This window comes from Flavobacterium sp. ACN2, from assembly GCF_002303885.1.
Classification (GTDB): Bacteria; Bacteroidota; Bacteroidia; order Flavobacteriales; family Flavobacteriaceae; genus Flavobacterium.
The window spans coordinates 13,919-28,208 of the sequence record NZ_MRCM01000015.1; the positions used below are offsets into that span (position 1 = coordinate 13,919).

At 33.2% G+C, this 14,290-nt stretch carries 18 protein-coding genes; 8 read left to right on the plus strand and 10 right to left on the minus strand.

Going from position 1 to position 14,290, the window contains the following annotated elements:
* Window positions 1-2 precede the first annotated feature (2 nt).
* Window positions 3-1,157, minus strand: a complete 1,155-nt coding sequence (locus BSF41_RS17105; RefSeq protein ID WP_095930716.1) for an efflux RND transporter periplasmic adaptor subunit — start codon at window positions 1,155-1,157, stop codon at window positions 3-5.
* Between the two features lie 265 nt (window positions 1,158-1,422).
* On the opposite strand from BSF41_RS17105, the gene BSF41_RS17110 reads away from it, so the two are divergent.
* The 4 genes from BSF41_RS17110 to BSF41_RS17125 all read left to right on the plus strand — a co-directional run bounded on the left by BSF41_RS17110 (window position 1,423) and on the right by BSF41_RS17125 (window position 5,089).
* Window positions 1,423-2,472: a sensor histidine kinase gene (locus BSF41_RS17110; protein WP_095930717.1), complete on the plus strand. Its 1,050-nt coding sequence runs from the start codon at window positions 1,423-1,425 to the stop codon at window positions 2,470-2,472.
* A complete protein-coding gene (locus BSF41_RS17115; protein ID WP_095930718.1) occupies window positions 2,469-3,200 on the plus strand; it encodes a LytTR family DNA-binding domain-containing protein in 732 nt (243 codons plus the stop codon). Before BSF41_RS17110 ends, BSF41_RS17115 begins: the two co-directional genes overlap by 4 nt.
* A gap of 19 nt (window positions 3,201-3,219) precedes the next feature.
* Entirely contained in the window at window positions 3,220-3,513 is a 294-nt protein-coding gene (locus BSF41_RS17120; RefSeq protein WP_095930719.1) for a DUF3861 domain-containing protein, read from the plus strand.
* Between the two features lie 346 nt (window positions 3,514-3,859).
* Window positions 3,860-5,089, plus strand: coding sequence for a PQQ-dependent sugar dehydrogenase (locus tag BSF41_RS17125; protein WP_095930720.1), 1,230 nt, complete (start codon window positions 3,860-3,862; stop codon window positions 5,087-5,089).
* Window positions 5,090-5,234: 145 nt separating this feature from the next.
* Here the strand turns inward: BSF41_RS17125 and BSF41_RS17130 are convergent, their stop codons facing one another.
* The 7 genes from BSF41_RS17130 to BSF41_RS17160 all read right to left on the minus strand — a co-directional run bounded on the left by BSF41_RS17130 (window position 5,235) and on the right by BSF41_RS17160 (window position 10,266).
* Window positions 5,235-5,849 carry a thioredoxin family protein gene (locus tag BSF41_RS17130; RefSeq protein WP_095930721.1) on the minus strand — a complete coding sequence of 205 codons (615 nt, stop codon included), beginning with the start codon at window positions 5,847-5,849 and terminating at the stop codon, window positions 5,235-5,237.
* A gap of 6 nt (window positions 5,850-5,855) precedes the next feature.
* Window positions 5,856-6,335, minus strand: coding sequence for a TlpA disulfide reductase family protein (locus BSF41_RS17135; protein ID WP_095930722.1), 480 nt, complete (start codon window positions 6,333-6,335; stop codon window positions 5,856-5,858).
* 135 nt (window positions 6,336-6,470) lie between these two features.
* Window positions 6,471-7,112 carry an Imm19 family immunity protein gene (locus tag BSF41_RS17140; RefSeq protein ID WP_095930723.1) on the minus strand — a complete coding sequence of 214 codons (642 nt, stop codon included), beginning with the start codon at window positions 7,110-7,112 and terminating at the stop codon, window positions 6,471-6,473.
* 2 nt (window positions 7,113-7,114) lie between these two features.
* Window positions 7,115-7,426, minus strand: coding sequence for a hypothetical protein (locus BSF41_RS17145; protein ID WP_253251847.1), 312 nt, complete (start codon window positions 7,424-7,426; stop codon window positions 7,115-7,117).
* A 101-nt stretch (window positions 7,427-7,527) separates the two neighbouring features.
* Window positions 7,528-8,877 carry a DUF6138 family protein gene (locus BSF41_RS17150; protein WP_095930724.1) on the minus strand — a complete coding sequence of 450 codons (1,350 nt, stop codon included), beginning with the start codon at window positions 8,875-8,877 and terminating at the stop codon, window positions 7,528-7,530.
* Window positions 8,878-8,896: 19 nt separating this feature from the next.
* The gene (locus BSF41_RS17155; RefSeq protein ID WP_095930725.1) at window positions 8,897-9,562 is read right to left on the minus strand and encodes an SMI1/KNR4 family protein; all 666 of its coding nucleotides are present in this window, start codon (window positions 9,560-9,562) and stop codon (window positions 8,897-8,899) included.
* Window positions 9,563-9,564: 2 nt separating this feature from the next.
* Window positions 9,565-10,266: a hypothetical protein gene (locus BSF41_RS17160; protein WP_095930726.1), complete on the minus strand. Its 702-nt coding sequence runs from the start codon at window positions 10,264-10,266 to the stop codon at window positions 9,565-9,567.
* 282 nt (window positions 10,267-10,548) lie between these two features.
* On the opposite strand from BSF41_RS17160, the gene BSF41_RS17165 reads away from it, so the two are divergent.
* Window positions 10,549-11,466 (plus strand): DsbA family protein, encoded by a 918-nt coding sequence (locus BSF41_RS17165; protein ID WP_095930727.1) that lies wholly within the window; start codon window positions 10,549-10,551, stop codon window positions 11,464-11,466.
* Window positions 11,467-11,550: 84 nt separating this feature from the next.
* Here BSF41_RS17165 and BSF41_RS17170 read toward each other — a convergent pair whose 3' ends face one another.
* The gene (locus tag BSF41_RS17170) at window positions 11,551-12,024 is read right to left on the minus strand and encodes a CinA family protein (protein WP_095930728.1); all 474 of its coding nucleotides are present in this window, start codon (window positions 12,022-12,024) and stop codon (window positions 11,551-11,553) included.
* 348 nt (window positions 12,025-12,372) lie between these two features.
* Between BSF41_RS17170 and BSF41_RS17175 the strand changes: the two genes are divergently transcribed.
* From BSF41_RS17175 to BSF41_RS17185, 3 genes are read left to right on the plus strand one after another with little or no spacing between them, the layout of a single operon-like run.
* Window positions 12,373-12,858, plus strand: coding sequence for a hypothetical protein (locus BSF41_RS17175; protein ID WP_095930729.1), 486 nt, complete (start codon window positions 12,373-12,375; stop codon window positions 12,856-12,858).
* A 35-nt stretch (window positions 12,859-12,893) separates the two neighbouring features.
* Complete coding sequence (locus tag BSF41_RS17180) at window positions 12,894-13,292, plus strand: hypothetical protein (RefSeq protein WP_095930730.1); 399 nt, start codon at window positions 12,894-12,896, stop codon at window positions 13,290-13,292.
* A 38-nt stretch (window positions 13,293-13,330) separates the two neighbouring features.
* Window positions 13,331-13,603 carry a hypothetical protein gene (locus BSF41_RS17185; RefSeq protein ID WP_095930731.1) on the plus strand — a complete coding sequence of 91 codons (273 nt, stop codon included), beginning with the start codon at window positions 13,331-13,333 and terminating at the stop codon, window positions 13,601-13,603.
* Window positions 13,604-13,680: 77 nt separating this feature from the next.
* Here BSF41_RS17185 and BSF41_RS17190 read toward each other — a convergent pair whose 3' ends face one another.
* Window positions 13,681-14,049, minus strand: a complete 369-nt coding sequence (locus BSF41_RS17190; protein WP_095930732.1) for an STAS/SEC14 domain-containing protein — start codon at window positions 14,047-14,049, stop codon at window positions 13,681-13,683.
* Window positions 14,050-14,290 lie beyond the last annotated feature (241 nt).

The following is a 14,290-nucleotide window of genomic DNA, read 5'->3' on the forward strand; positions in this document are numbered from 1 at the left end:
TTTTATTTTAAATCGGCGTAAACTGCTTCTTGGCTTTGATTATTAGGTTTAATTTCAGTTCCTTCTTTTAATGAGGCTACTCCTTCTAATACAATTTCATCTCCAGGATTTAAACCGCTTGAAACTACATAATAATTACCTGCTGAATTGTCAAGTACTGTGATATTGGCATTTCTTGTTTTCTTGTCTTTACCTACAACTACTGCAAACATTTTATCTTGTAGTTCAAAAGTGGCACTTTGAGGAATAATCAAAGCTTCTTTTACATCCGTCGGAATACGAACTGTTGTACTGCTTCCGCTTCTGATAATTCCTTTTGGATTTGCGAAACGTGCTCTAACGTTTACCGTACCAGTTTCTGTATTGATTAATCCGTTTACCGTTTCGATATTTCCTTTTTGATCGTATAATGAACCATCAGAAAGCAATAAAGAAACTGCTGGCATACTTTTGATTTTTTGATTTAACGAACCTCCTGCATCTTTAGTAAAACTTAGCAGTGCTTTTTCATTCATTGCAAAATAAGCGTACACGTTACCAATGCTTGAAACTGTAGTTAAAGGTTCTGCAGTATTAGAACTTACCAAACTTCCTAAACGGAAAGGAATTGATCCTACAACTCCATTTACTGGACTTGTAACTGTTGTATATCCTAAATTAACTTTAGCATTTACTAAAGCAGCATTTGCTTGCGCTAAAGAGGCCAAAGCTGACTCGTAAGTATATTGAGCCGATTCTAAATCGTATTTGCTGATAATTCCTTTTTCAACCAATGGCTTCACTTTATTTACAGCCAATTTTGCTGTACTTACCTCTGCTTGAGCACTTTTAATGCTTGCTGTTGCAGTACGAACTTGCTGCTCATATTCTGGAGCACTGATTTTAAACAATGGCTGCCCCGCTTTTACCACTGCTCCTTCATCAACAAAAATCTTATCGATGTATCCTTCAACTCTTGGGCGGATTTCTATATTTTGCTGTCCTTGTATACTAGCCGGAAAATCGCTGTTTAACGTAGCTGATTCTGGCTGTAATGTAACAGTCTTATATTCTTTAATCTGCGGAGCTCCTCCGGCTTGTGCCGATTTGTCATTTTTACCGCAAGAAGCGATAATAAGTGATGCTGCAAGAATGCTTAAAAATGATTGCTTATTCATCTTGAAAAATGTGTAATTATCTATTATATGACAACAAAAGAACTAAAATATAACATGCAAAAATTTTCAAATAGACGAAGAGCCCGATATAATCGATAAAGGTTAGATGACAACCGATGGATTTTTTTTAAATATTAAACAAGTGTTTAATTTTTATCCCGTCGGCTCTAAAATGCTTTTTAGAGACTCTAAATCGGGGTTTAGCGATTGCCCGATTTTCATATTCAAATAAAATGTAATATTGCCCTAAAAATCACAAATTATAATGGCACCGAACTTTTTTAGACCTTATTTATTTACTGGACTACACATTCTTGGCTGGTCTCTATTAGGGTATCTTATGCTGTTTTATATTCCACTGACTTGGAATGTTGTGCTTCCGCAAGCATTCTGGCTTTGGCAGAGTATTATATTGTTTTTATTAATGATTCTTTTTTATTCTACGGCAAAAAAAATAGTTCCAAAAACCATCATTAAAGACAATACTTCGGCATTTTTAATTTGGGCATTTGCTGCGATTATTGCCATGCAATTAATTGCCTATTTTTATACCTCACAAACCGATCTTCATACTCAAATTAGCAAGGCTATCGGCTTTAAAAAATATAAAAATCCGTATTTTGATAATTACGTATTTACTTTGACATTATTGGTTTTAGGAATAAGCACCAGTTGGGCAATGCTAACGCATTGGCAAAAAGCAGCACAGCATAAACAGAAACTGGAACAAGACAAAACAATGGCAGAATTGGCCATGCTGAAAGCGCAAATTAATCCGCATTTTTTCTTTAACTCTTTGAATAGCATTTATTCCTTGACTTATACTGATATCGAAGATTCTAGAAATGCGCTACATACTTTAAGCCGAATGATGCGTTACTTGCTTTACAGCACAGAAGGCGAACGAACTACATTGCTTAAAGAAGTAGAATTCTTAAAAGATTTTATCGCTTTGATGAAACTTCGTGCCAATAGCAAATTGACTATTACCACAGAAATCCCCGAAAAACTGCACGATTATCCAATTGTTCCGATGTTATTACTACCTTTAGTAGAAAATGCGTTTAAACACGGTGTTCATGCAACCGATAAAAGTGAAATACACATTAAACTTTCGCAAAATAACACACATCTAGAATTTGAAGTAGAAAATACTTTTTTCGAAAAAACATCGGTTTCAGATGAAGGCGGAATTGGTTTAACCAACACCAAACGCAGATTGCAATTGATTTATCCAAATCAGCATTATATATCTTTTGGAGTTACCGATCACGGAACATATAACATTAAACTCAAAATAACTTTAGAGCAATGACCGTATTAAAATGTATAGCAGTAGATGATGAACCATTGGCTTTAAAACTGGTAGAAACGTTTATACAGCAGACTCCTTTTTTAGAATTAATAACAACTTGCGATAATGCTGTAGACGCAATGGGCATCATTAGAGAAACAAAACCCGATTTGGTTTTCTTAGACATTAATATGCCTAATTTGACTGGAATGGAATTAGCAAGACTTCTTCAAGATCAAGCTGGACCACTGCCTAAAATCGTTTTTACAACAGCTTACAATCATTATGCAATTGAAGGCTATCGCGTAAACGCTGTAGATTATCTTTTAAAACCTTTCAGTTACGAAGAATTTCTACGTGCTTCAAGCAAAGTTTTGCAATTAACCGAAGAAGCCAATAATACCTTTACAACAATTGCTGCAGATGACGAATTTATCTTCCTGAAAGTAGAATACCAATGGGTTAGAATTTCTCTAAAAGACATCACTTACATCGAAAGTTTAAAAGATTACGTAAAAGTACATCTTGAAGATTCTCAAAAAGCTTTAATGTCTCTTATTTCGCTTAAAGCATTAGAAGAAAAACTTCCATCATCAAAATTTATGCGTGTTCATCGTTCGTTTATTGTTTCGCTTGACAAAATAAGTGCTATTAGTAAAAACTCCATTTTTATAGATAAAATAGAAATCACAGTCGGCGAACAATACAAAGAAGCTTTTAAAACATTGGTCGAAAAGTGGCTAAAATAAAATTAGAATTACAAATATCATGGAAAAAAGATCAAACAAATATTATCTTACTTTAAGCCTTAAGGAATATTCAAATGGTGAGACCGAACCAGCAAAAGAACTCGGAATCGAATTTGATAATCACGACGAAATCTTCGGAATTATCGAAAGAATAAAATCTAAGAACATTTTCGCAAACGAATCTGAAGCAGTTCAATTTGCTTTAGGGTTAAAATTATTTAGCGAAATCAAATTAAAAAACCGCAAAAATCCTCTTTTTGAAGAATTAAATGAAGTTTTTCCGGTCTTCATGAAAAAATTAAAGAGTCTTTAAAATTCTCTTTAAAAATAAGACTTCAGCCCTATTTTTATTGAAGTTTTGAATGTTAAATTTCTGCTAAGAAAAAAACAATACAATTCGTACTGGCAATATTTTGTCACAATTTTCCGTTCCAATTAGGCATGTCCCACTAAATGCTTTTTCCAAAAGAAGTTTAATTTCTGTTTTTGAAATTCTTCTGCTTCATATAAAATGGCATAAGCATTTAGGCATTCTTAATTGAAAATAGAACCGAGAATTTCGTTCGAAACTGACCATTTCAAATTAACGAATCTCTACCTCTTTTTCGAAATGTTCGATAATGCAAAAATTATTTTTTAACCATTAAAATGAAAGCATTATGATAATTCAAAAAAGTATTTTCCTTCTGGCCACCATTCTTGTTTTTGGCAGCTGTTCGAATAATGACAATACTGATCCAGGCACCGACCCAGGACCAACTGGCCCACCTGTAGAAACGGGTACAGCCAACACTACTTATCAGCCCGCATTTTCTGGACAAACACGAGCAGGAAGTATTCAAACTACCACAGAATATGAAGCTAAAATAATCACCAGCGGTTTAAGCGCTCCTTGGGGAGTTGCGTATCTTCCTGACGGACGTCTTTTGGTAACCGAAAAAGCAGGAAAAATTAAAATTGTAACCCAAGCAGGAGTTATTGGTGAGGCATTAACAGGTGTTCCTGCTGTAAATCCTGCAGATCAAGGCGGATTATTAGGTATTTGCCTAGATCCAGCATATGCCACTAACCGAATGATTTATTGGGCTTTTTCTGAAGTTGTTGCTGGGGGAAATATTACCGCTGTCGCGAAAGGAAAAATATCTGATAATGAAACTGCAATTGAAAACGTAACAGTTATTTATCGTTCGAATACGCCAAACGCAAGCACGCTGCATTACGGAAGCCGCATTGTATTTGACAAAACTGGAAATTTATTTGTAAGTATTGGAGAAAGATCTGTTTTACAAACTCGTCCGTTGGCGCAAGCTGTAACGAGCAGTTTGGGTAAAATTGTACGCATTACAACAAGCGGACAAGCAGCACCAGGAAATCCATCTTTTACACAAACGGGGGCTTTGCCAGAACTTTATACTATTGGTCATAGAAATCCGCAGGGCTTGGCTGTTCATCCAACAACGGGTGACTTATGGCAAAGTGAACACGGCCCAAGAGGTGGTGATGAAATTAACCGAATTACAGCTGGAGCAAATTACGGCTGGCCAACAATTACTTACGGAATTGAATATAGTGGTACGAAAATTGGAGAAGGTATTACACAACAAACTGGAATGGAGCAACCGGTCTATTATTGGGATCCTGTAGTGTCACCAAGTGGTATGACTTTCTACGCCGGAAACCGTATTCCAGAATGGCAAAATAACCTTTTTATTGGTTCATTGAGCGGCATGCATATTATACGTTTAGCTTTTAAAGACAATAAAGTAGCGGGTGAAGAAAGAATATTAGCAGGACAAGGTCAAAGATTTAGAGATATTACGCAAGGAAAAGATGAAGCATTATACGCCGTTACCGATCAAGGAAGACTTTACAAAATTGATAAAAAATAGAAAGTAAACTTGTTCACCATACATGCCAAAAAAACGCCCCATATTTGGGGCGTTTGTATTTTATGTTTTTTTTTGTTTCAGGTTTCAAGTTTCAGGTTTCAGGTTAAACGCAACGGAATAAAACATGAAACTTGAAACAAAACAATTAAGCTTTTGCTTTTCTTTTTACTGTACAGCCAATTTCTTTAGTTTGTGTAATTGCTGGTTTTTGACCGCTTTTAAGTGATGCAATTACATCTTCTGCATATTTTATTTTCTGCGGATTATTTCCTTCTGGATCATTGTCGATTGCTCCAACATATTCTACCACATTTCCTTTTGAAGTTTTAGAAACGATAAAGATGTGAGGCGTACGTTTTGCACCATATTCATCAGTGATTTTTTGTCCTGGATCAAATAAATATGGGAAAGAATATTTTTTCTCTTTGGCCAAATCCTGCATTTTTGCAAAAGTATCTGCATTAGAAGCCTCGGGATCATTTGGATTGATTGCAATTACAGGATATCCTTGAGATTTGAATTTTTTATCTAAATCAATAATTCTCTGCTCATATCCAATAGCATAGGGACAAGTGTTACACGTAAAAACAACAATATATCCTTTTGCATCTTTAAAAGATCCAAAAGAAACGTCTTTGTTGTCCACATTTTTCAGTTTGAAATCTGGAGCTGCATCGCCCGCTTTAAGTGTTACAGCATTTTGTGCATGAGATAGAAAAGCAGAAAATGCTAATGCTAGTAATAAGATTATTTTTTTCATAATGGTTTACAGTTTTTTATATTCAGTTAATAATTGTTCGTAGGTAAATTCGCTTTCAACAAATTTTCTTTTATCATTTTTAATAAAAAGCGTAGCTGGAATACTTCCAGACCAGCTCGGATCAATTCTATCAATAAACTCTTGTGGATTACTTTCGTTTAAAAGAAAGACTTCATTCTTTAAATTTTTCCTTTTCACAAACGGAATTACATTCGATTGCAATTTGGATTTAAAATCTAAGCTTACCAATAAAACAGCTACTTTCTCTGATTTATGTTCTGCTCCCAATTTCTCGAAATGTGGCAATTCTTTTATACATGGTGCGCACCAAGTTGCCCAAAAATTGACTACATAAGTGCTGTCTTTTCCGTTTTTAATTCTTTCGTTGAGCTGATTTATATTTAAAAGCTTTACGTTCTGATTGTATCCTTTTACGGAAAAAAGCAGAAACAGAAGAAAAGAAATTTTTAAAAGTTTATTTTTCATAGACCTTTTGATCTTAAATTTAATTTGTTTCTTACAAATATAAACTAATGCTTAATTAGATTTTGTTAATGAAAATTTAATGTACTTTTTAAGATTCTAAGATGCTGAGATACTAAGGCGCTAAGTTTAAAGGTATTATTTTAGAATTTTGTTCAGCTCTATTACATCTTCCTGATAACGCGGGTATGCTGTCACATTCCTCACGCTATGATTTTGATTATTTGTCAAACCAATTTCTTCTATTTCTTCAAATGGAGATTGCATAATTAATCCGTTTAGGAGGCAATCTGCAATATAATTGGAATGTGCATCAAACTTCGGAATTGCATTTAAATGTTTTACCATTATTGGTTTTAAAACAGCTTTTTCATTTTCTTTTATTCCTGTCATTGGAAGAAAAAGAAGAAACAAATTAGGATATTTTTCAAAAGCCAATAATTCATCCAAAGTAAAAAACCAAGCTTCAAAATGTCCTCCTAAATTTCCTATGTAAATATCATTCAGAAAAAAATTGATTTCATATTCGGCAAACTCAACTGCAAAATTTAAATTATCATTTATTCTGCCTGCAACATGTCTTGGATTTTCTTCTATATCATCATAATTAAAAAATATACTTTCCCATTCATAAGCTTCTGTTTCATTAATTTCTACAACTTCTAGAGCTTCATCAATATTTACTTCTTCTTTCTCATCAAAACCTCGTGACCAGCAGAAATAATACTTCCAGAAAAAGGTATTATGGCTGAGTTCTTCGATTTGTATTGTTGTATTCATAATTACAAATTATCTTGAGGTGTCCACATTCTAAAAAATTTAAATATTTTAGAGTATTCTTCCCGTGGTACAAATGCTATACAAACTTCTCGGTTATCTAATGCCGACTCGGTTAAAATAATATGGTCCGGTTCTTTTCCTGCATTTATAAATTCTGTTTCAGAAACCACGCAGACCACTTTTTTAAATATTCCGTTTACCCATTTCTGCATATTTTCGTTTTGCTCAAATTTTCTAAAACAAGCCAAAGATGCGTGGGCAGTTATTACCGGAACCAATTTGTCTGGAACGTCCTGTTTTACTAAAATGTACATTTTCATATTAATCTTATTTCCTTTTTGAGTATTATATCTATACTGCAAATATTTCTAACTACTTTTTCGTTTGATCTCAGGTTATAAACTACTGAAATTATTTAAAACAACTTTTCAAATAGTATTTTTTGTTCGTCTGATAATTGTCTGGCAATTTTAGCAAAATCTTTACTTTGCCCAAAAATCGTATACATAATGCTTTCCCAACAATAATCTGCCATTTCCTGAGGATTATCTCCACTATTTGAATATTCATTTAAATCTTCTTCAGTAAAATAATACGAAATGAAATTCTCCTTGCTATCCAACAATAATTTCAAGCTATTCTCATTTGAAAAATGAGAAATGAAAGTCTTATTATGCGGATGTTCCTGCATGGATAAAACAGCATTGATAAAGACTTTTATAGATTTTTCGGTTATGCCGAACTTCTCCAAAAATACAGGCGTAAATTTGACCTGAAGAGACTGATGTTCGCCATCTACTGTTTTATAATACTCAATTAGCGTATCAAAATATTTTTCTTTTTGTAATCCTAAAGCAAAAACAGCAAAAGTCGATGGCATCGCACAATTCTCGTCTTCAAGATTGTTGTACCATTCGTATTCTTTTTTAGCCAGATTAATATATTCTAAAATATCCTTGTGAAGGTTCGAATATTGAACAGCTCCTGCAAAGAGATAGTTCTGTCCGCATTTTGGAAGTCCTTTTATTGGAAGCAACTCTTTGTTTTTAGATGAAAATGCGATTTCATAGCTTTTAGGAAAATCGGTCTTCAGAAGATTATTTACAAAGTGTAATGCTTTTCTATAGCTTTTTTCTGTTTCTGTAATCAGTTTTATATTTATTGTTGCAAAAACATCATTGGCTTTAGCTGTTAGATCACTGTCTTTATGTGCACTCAATTCTTTTGGAAGTTTTCCTGTTCCGTTTTGCTTTAGTTGAGCTACTTCGTCAGACCCCAATTCTGTTACAACATTAAAATACTCATTTGCAGTAACTGTGGCATAACTTGGACCGTATTTAATATGAGAAACAGCAATATAGCATATAAAACTTAAAAGTTCTTTTTGCTCTTCCGTCAATATGGGTTCTGGAATCTCTTCTGTTGTTTTGGGTATAAAAATCTTGTATTTGCCTTTTTTTACTCTTTCAAAACTATTAAAAACCAATTCGTCTGCTTGCAATCCTAATGTATAACGGTAACTATCAAATCCAGTAAGTTTTCTAAGTTTTTCGACAAATGAAATATAAAATTCTTTTGAGAAAGGTCTGGTCTGGAAAAAATATTCAATTATGGATGATAATAGAAATTTTTCACCCGAATCTAATACATAAGGATTTGGATACGATTTATCAATTGTAACTGTATTGTTATCAATCGCTTCAATGAATTTTTCTAAAAGCGCTTCGTTGCCATCTATTTTTACTAAATAGTTTAATTCTCTCATTATATTTTATTCGTTTTTCTTATAATTTCTTTAAATCCGTTTCGATTCGTTTTTTCGAAAGCAGAAAAGTTTTTAAATCCATTTTTCCTTTTGATTTATTGTCTTCTAGTTCCTTTAATTCAAGGCGGAGTTCTCTGTATCGAATCTCATTTTCTGATAGTTCTTTTTCAGGATAAAGCACATCCAGCTCATCTTCTACATTTGTGTTTTTATTCAAGATTTCTTCTAGCGAGTTTCCTAAAAACACCCAACAGTCATCATCATATCCAAGATTTCCAGCAGGAATGAGAATTATCGGGAAACCCTCGTTTTCTCTGAGATCATAAGCATAAAACTTCCCTCCACCATTAAAAGCTATTGGAAGAAATGCCGGCGCCCAAATTGGAAATCCGTAATTTATATACATCTGGCGAATTTCTTCTAACGAAAAAAAGCCAAATTCACGTTCGCCATTTATAATTCCACCACCGTTTGAATACTGCAAAAGTTCGATATATTCTTTCGGAAGCCTTAGCTGTTGAGGAATAGGGAAATATTTTGGATCTCTACCATTTGGATACAAACTCTCGATATCAGGAAAATTGTCAAACTCATCTTTTGAAAATAATTTGGTAAAGAAATCTTCTGAAACTGATTCTGTTAAAGCCGATTGTTTATCGAAAAAAGTAAATTTACTGAACCACATATTTATTCTGTTTCATCATCTTCATAAGCATCTTCATCATCATACGAAAGATATGACCAATCGATATCAATATTCTCCAGAATGGCATCAAACCGTTCTTGATTGCTTGATCCAATAAAAGCTCCCGTACAATTTTTTTCTTGATCGAATGACAAACTGATTACAGCATAAAAATCATCTGTATATACCTTTTGGTTTTCTCTACTGATTTCAGGAACAAGTGCATAATTTTCTTCAATCAACTTTACAATTTCCAAATCAATTTCTCCAAAATGATTTCCATTAAATTGAAGTCCGCCCAATGTACCGTTGAAAACTGCCATTAGTAGAAAAAAGTTCTCCGTTATTTCAGTTTCAATTTCCCAGTCTGATTTTTCGATTGTATCGTAATTGCCGTAAACTGGAGGATTCTCCTCTGATAAATCTTCCTTTTTAATTCCCCAAAAAGCTACATTTTGATTTTCTTCGTAAAAAACCAGAAAATTATCATCTGAAAATCCGATTTCATTTTCAGGTTTCAAAAGTCTGTTAAAACTGTAATTAAGATTTTCTTCTTTCCCTAATTTCAAATAGTATTCTTTGAGTTGTGAGGGAAGTTTAATCTCTAATGTTTTCTCAAGATCGAGGATTTGATTTTCTGAAAATCCGTAGTTTTCATTTTCAGACAAATTGAAGAGGCGTTTAATTTTTTGAATGTAATTCATTTTGGCTGTAGATTTAATCAAATGTGAAAATACACAAAAACAGTGTAAGATTGCAACTACTTAATACTAGAAGTTTATTTTTTTTAGAAGAATAGACAATTCGTAAAAATTGTTTTTTTTCTAGTCACTTTTTTTTGACTAATTGACTGGCGATGATATTCGGCTGAACTTTGCAGTAAGTTAAAAAACTCGGGAGTCATTTTAAAAATTTCTATGAAAATACTGTCGCTACTATTAATCTTGATTTGCAGTGCCAGCTGCCAGTCACAAACAAATTCAAAAATGAGTGAAGACAAAACAAATCCGCTACTGTGTGATCCTGTTAGCGGAATGTGCGAGATGCCTGTTGGCGAAAAATCGAATGAAAAAACGGCTATTCCAACGGAAAATAAACCTGTAAAAATTATTTATTATACCGATCCTATTTGTTCTTCTTGCTGGGGAATTGAACCTCAGCTTAGAAAATTAAAACTTGAATATGGCGATTATTTTGAAATTGATTACCGAATGGGCGGCTTATTACCCGATTGGAGTTATAACAGTGGCGGAATAAGCAAACCTTCTGACGTTGCACATCATTGGAATGAAGCGAGTTTATATTACGAAATGCCCATTGACGGAAATGTTTGGATTGAAGATCCGTTAGATTCTTCTTATCCTTCTTGCACCGCAATGAAAGCGGCTCAAATGCAGAGTAAAGAAAAAGCTGTGAAATTTATGCGTATTCTTCGCGAAAAGCTTTATATCGATAAAAAGAACATCGCCAAATGGAAAAACATAGCAGAAGCAGCAAAAATTGCCGGTTTGGATGTTAAAAAACTAAAAACCGATTATGATGGAGATGCCAAAAAGCTTTTTCAAGAAGATTTAAATTTAGCCAAAACGCTTGGAGTACGAGGTTTCCCAACCTTATTTTTAGCCGATGCTGATAATAACCAATTAACGGTTTACGGTTCTAAACCTTATGCTGCCTATGAAAATGCTTTATTAGCATTATTTCCCGATGCAAAAAAGAAAACCATTAAAAATGAAACTCCACTAGATTTGTTTGAAATTTTCCCAACATTAGCTCCAAAAGAGTATGCTGTAATTTTGGATAAATCGACTTCTGAAGCTAGTTCTATTTTAGAAAAATTATATCAGCAAGATTTGTTGGATAAAAAGACAATTAAAAATGGTTCGCTTTATATTAAAAAATAAAACTAGTAATGCATGTTTTCAAATTTTTAAAATTAAAAGCCGTAAAGAAATTAAACTTTACGGCTTTTGCTTTTCATTGATTATTTATATTTCTCTCAAAATCAAATCGGCTACAACATCTATTGCCTGATTGATAATCTCTTCTGGATTTCCTTTAAACTCAAAACGTTTGGCAATTTGTATCTCGCCAAAAATGATATGGATAAAAATAGTTCCAACAGGTTTAGACTCACTTTCGCTTCCGCCAGGTGTAGTTAATCCCGTTAAACCCACACAGATATCCGAATTAATATAACGGTAAAAGTTCTGAGCCATTAACTTGGTCACTTCTGCAGATTCGGCACTGTATTGCTCAATTGTTCCCCACGGAATATGAAGCAAATCTTCTTTCATAGACGAATGATAACAAACCATTCCTCCTTTAAGGATTCTTCCGGAATTAAAAACCGTTGAAAATTCATAACACATTTTTCCTGCCGAAGCGCTTTCAGCAAATGCTATAGTTAAATTCTTTTCTATTAAAGCCTTACAACATGCCGTTACCTTATCTGATGCCATATCGATTTAAATTTAATTGCACATTAATCTCATTTCAAATGTAGATTGTTTAAACACAATTGCCTTACATAATTTCTTACAACATTTATAATATAAATAACTGTTAATTATGCAACTATAATGTTTTTTTCTATAAGGTTTCTGATCTATTTACAGGGTAATTTTGTAAATACAGCTTTTCTTGGGGATCTTATAAAAGTATAAGCCAGAAAAAATTAAAAGCCGAAAATAGGTTATTTAAAGAAAAGCTACGGACACGGATTACAGTGAAAACTGTAAAGAATTAGAAAGGTCTTCATCGTGAAGATTCAATATTGGAAATAAATAACAAATCAAAAAAACACTATTATGGAAAAGCAACATAACCATGATTATGGTCAATTTGATCCTGATTATATCGAACAAAACACACTTGTAGATGGTACTTATTCTAATGAAGATGAATTTAAACAAGTTCTGAAACATGATGACCGAGAATTTGGCGAAAGCGATCCCGATCACTACGAACAAAATACGCTAGTTGATAATGATAATTATGCACGAGATGAAGATCCGTATCAATATCAGGAAGAGTTTGTAGAAGATCCTTCACATCCAAAAGGCGATTTTGGGCCGAATACCACTATTCGTTCAGAAAACATTCCGAATGAGGAAAGAATCATCAATGAAGATGATGCTATTACAAATGACGGTACAGAAGACGACTTAAACGATGATTATGATCCTGATTTAGATTACGAAAATAATCGTGAAAAAGAGGAAGATTTGGATAAGGATGAAGAATTGAATGATTTTGACGCAGAACATTATCCTGAAAACCATCCTAGAGAATAGCAAAAATTATCGTAAATTGTAAAGCATTAATTCATATGTCTATAGCAGTTCAAATTGTCTGGCTTTTTGTATTAGCAATTCCGATTGCCTGCATCAGCTGGACTGTCACACATGAAGAGATTTTTAGAGAACCGCATGAATGGTGTGTCAGACATTCTAAAAATGACAAATTTATACTGTCAAGAAAGTTTTTCTATCTTCTCACCTGTGAATATTGCTTTAGCCATTATGTTACAATTGCCTTTCTGATTATTTGCGATTATAAACTTTTGTTAAATGATTGGAGAGGATATTTTTTGGCAGGGTTTTCTCTAGTTTTTATGGCAAATGTTTATATGAGTCTTTTTGCTCTATTGCGCCAAGCTATAAAAAAAGAAAAGGTCGAAATTGAGAAAATTGAGAGTGAAACTGACACTGAAAACAGTAAAAATTAAAAAATAACAAATAAGTATAATTAAAATTAATTGGCATTATGGAGAATTTGAATTTTATAGACCCATTATTACACGGAATTAAACCTGAAAGTAAACCGTTAAATCTGTCAGTAAAACAAATGGTTTGTGCTGGTGTCGGTGCTCTTCTTGCAGCGGCAGTTTTAAAACAAACGGGACATAAAAAAGTAGGTGCTGTTGTAGGGGGTCTTGCGTTACCAATTTTAGCATCGGCTTGTTATAAAAAATACAGTCAGGTATCTAAAGAAAAAATTGATGCGCAGGCAAGCAGCGGTATCGAATACAATCATTAAACGTTTAAATAAACTATCATAAAAAAGAGCGCTTATAAAGTAATAAGCGCTCTTTTTTATTTTTCAGAAGATGGGGATTAAGAAATATTTCCTTCAACCCAATTTAATGCTTTATTGAAATCAGCCTTTTTATAACCACGAAACTCCCCTGGAACAATATAGCTAAATCCGTTTGTAAAGGAGATAATTTCTTCTGTATCGGTAACAATTGCAGCTCTATTCCATTTTCCTAAATGCTTAAGTCCCAAAAGTCCATCTTCTAGCCATGCGCCGGGTGTAAAATTTTTAATGTCTGTATCTAAGACCAATAAAAAATTAATTTCATTGACTTGTTTTACCAAATGCTCAACCGCTGGAGTTACTGTAGTCAAAAAATCTTCTTTTGTTACTTCTGCCAATGCCCTAAAAGCAACAATATTATCTGTCGTGTCAATTTGATGTATCATGATTTTTATTCATTTTGAGTTATTTAATACTGTTCATTTTTAAACATTTTAAGGATGTTCAACACATACTCAAATATACTCATTATCAATCAGATAACACTTACATTTAACTATTCGTTTATTATATTTTTTTAAGATGCTAAGGTTCTAAGGTTCTGAGATGCTAAGATTTATATACTTTGGCAGTGCATCTATAGATTTAAAAAAAAACTTAGAATCTTAGCATCTCAGAACCTTAGCG

Coding starts and splice junctions, on each gene's coding strand:
- BSF41_RS17105 (WP_095930716.1), bottom strand. CDS start 1,157: ATGAATAAGCAATCATTTTTAAGCATTCTTGCAGCATCACTTATTATC.
- BSF41_RS17110 (WP_095930717.1), top strand. CDS start 1,423: ATGGCACCGAACTTTTTTAGACCTTATTTATTTACTGGACTACACATT.
- BSF41_RS17115 (WP_095930718.1), top strand. CDS start 2,469: ATGACCGTATTAAAATGTATAGCAGTAGATGATGAACCATTGGCTTTA.
- BSF41_RS17120 (WP_095930719.1), top strand. CDS start 3,220: ATGGAAAAAAGATCAAACAAATATTATCTTACTTTAAGCCTTAAGGAA.
- BSF41_RS17125 (WP_095930720.1), top strand. CDS start 3,860: ATGATAATTCAAAAAAGTATTTTCCTTCTGGCCACCATTCTTGTTTTT.
- BSF41_RS17130 (WP_095930721.1), bottom strand. CDS start 5,849: ATGAAAAAAATAATCTTATTACTAGCATTAGCATTTTCTGCTTTTCTA.
- BSF41_RS17135 (WP_095930722.1), bottom strand. CDS start 6,335: ATGAAAAATAAACTTTTAAAAATTTCTTTTCTTCTGTTTCTGCTTTTT.
- BSF41_RS17140 (WP_095930723.1), bottom strand. CDS start 7,112: ATGAATACAACAATACAAATCGAAGAACTCAGCCATAATACCTTTTTC.
- BSF41_RS17145 (WP_253251847.1), bottom strand. CDS start 7,426: ATGTACATTTTAGTAAAACAGGACGTTCCAGACAAATTGGTTCCGGTA.
- BSF41_RS17150 (WP_095930724.1), bottom strand. CDS start 8,877: ATGAGAGAATTAAACTATTTAGTAAAAATAGATGGCAACGAAGCGCTT.
- BSF41_RS17155 (WP_095930725.1), bottom strand. CDS start 9,562: ATGTGGTTCAGTAAATTTACTTTTTTCGATAAACAATCGGCTTTAACA.
- BSF41_RS17160 (WP_095930726.1), bottom strand. CDS start 10,266: ATGAATTACATTCAAAAAATTAAACGCCTCTTCAATTTGTCTGAAAAT.
- BSF41_RS17165 (WP_095930727.1), top strand. CDS start 10,549: ATGAGTGAAGACAAAACAAATCCGCTACTGTGTGATCCTGTTAGCGGA.
- BSF41_RS17170 (WP_095930728.1), bottom strand. CDS start 12,024: ATGGCATCAGATAAGGTAACGGCATGTTGTAAGGCTTTAATAGAAAAG.
- BSF41_RS17175 (WP_095930729.1), top strand. CDS start 12,373: ATGGAAAAGCAACATAACCATGATTATGGTCAATTTGATCCTGATTAT.
- BSF41_RS17180 (WP_095930730.1), top strand. CDS start 12,894: ATGTCTATAGCAGTTCAAATTGTCTGGCTTTTTGTATTAGCAATTCCG.
- BSF41_RS17185 (WP_095930731.1), top strand. CDS start 13,331: ATGGAGAATTTGAATTTTATAGACCCATTATTACACGGAATTAAACCT.
- BSF41_RS17190 (WP_095930732.1), bottom strand. CDS start 14,049: ATGATACATCAAATTGACACGACAGATAATATTGTTGCTTTTAGGGCA.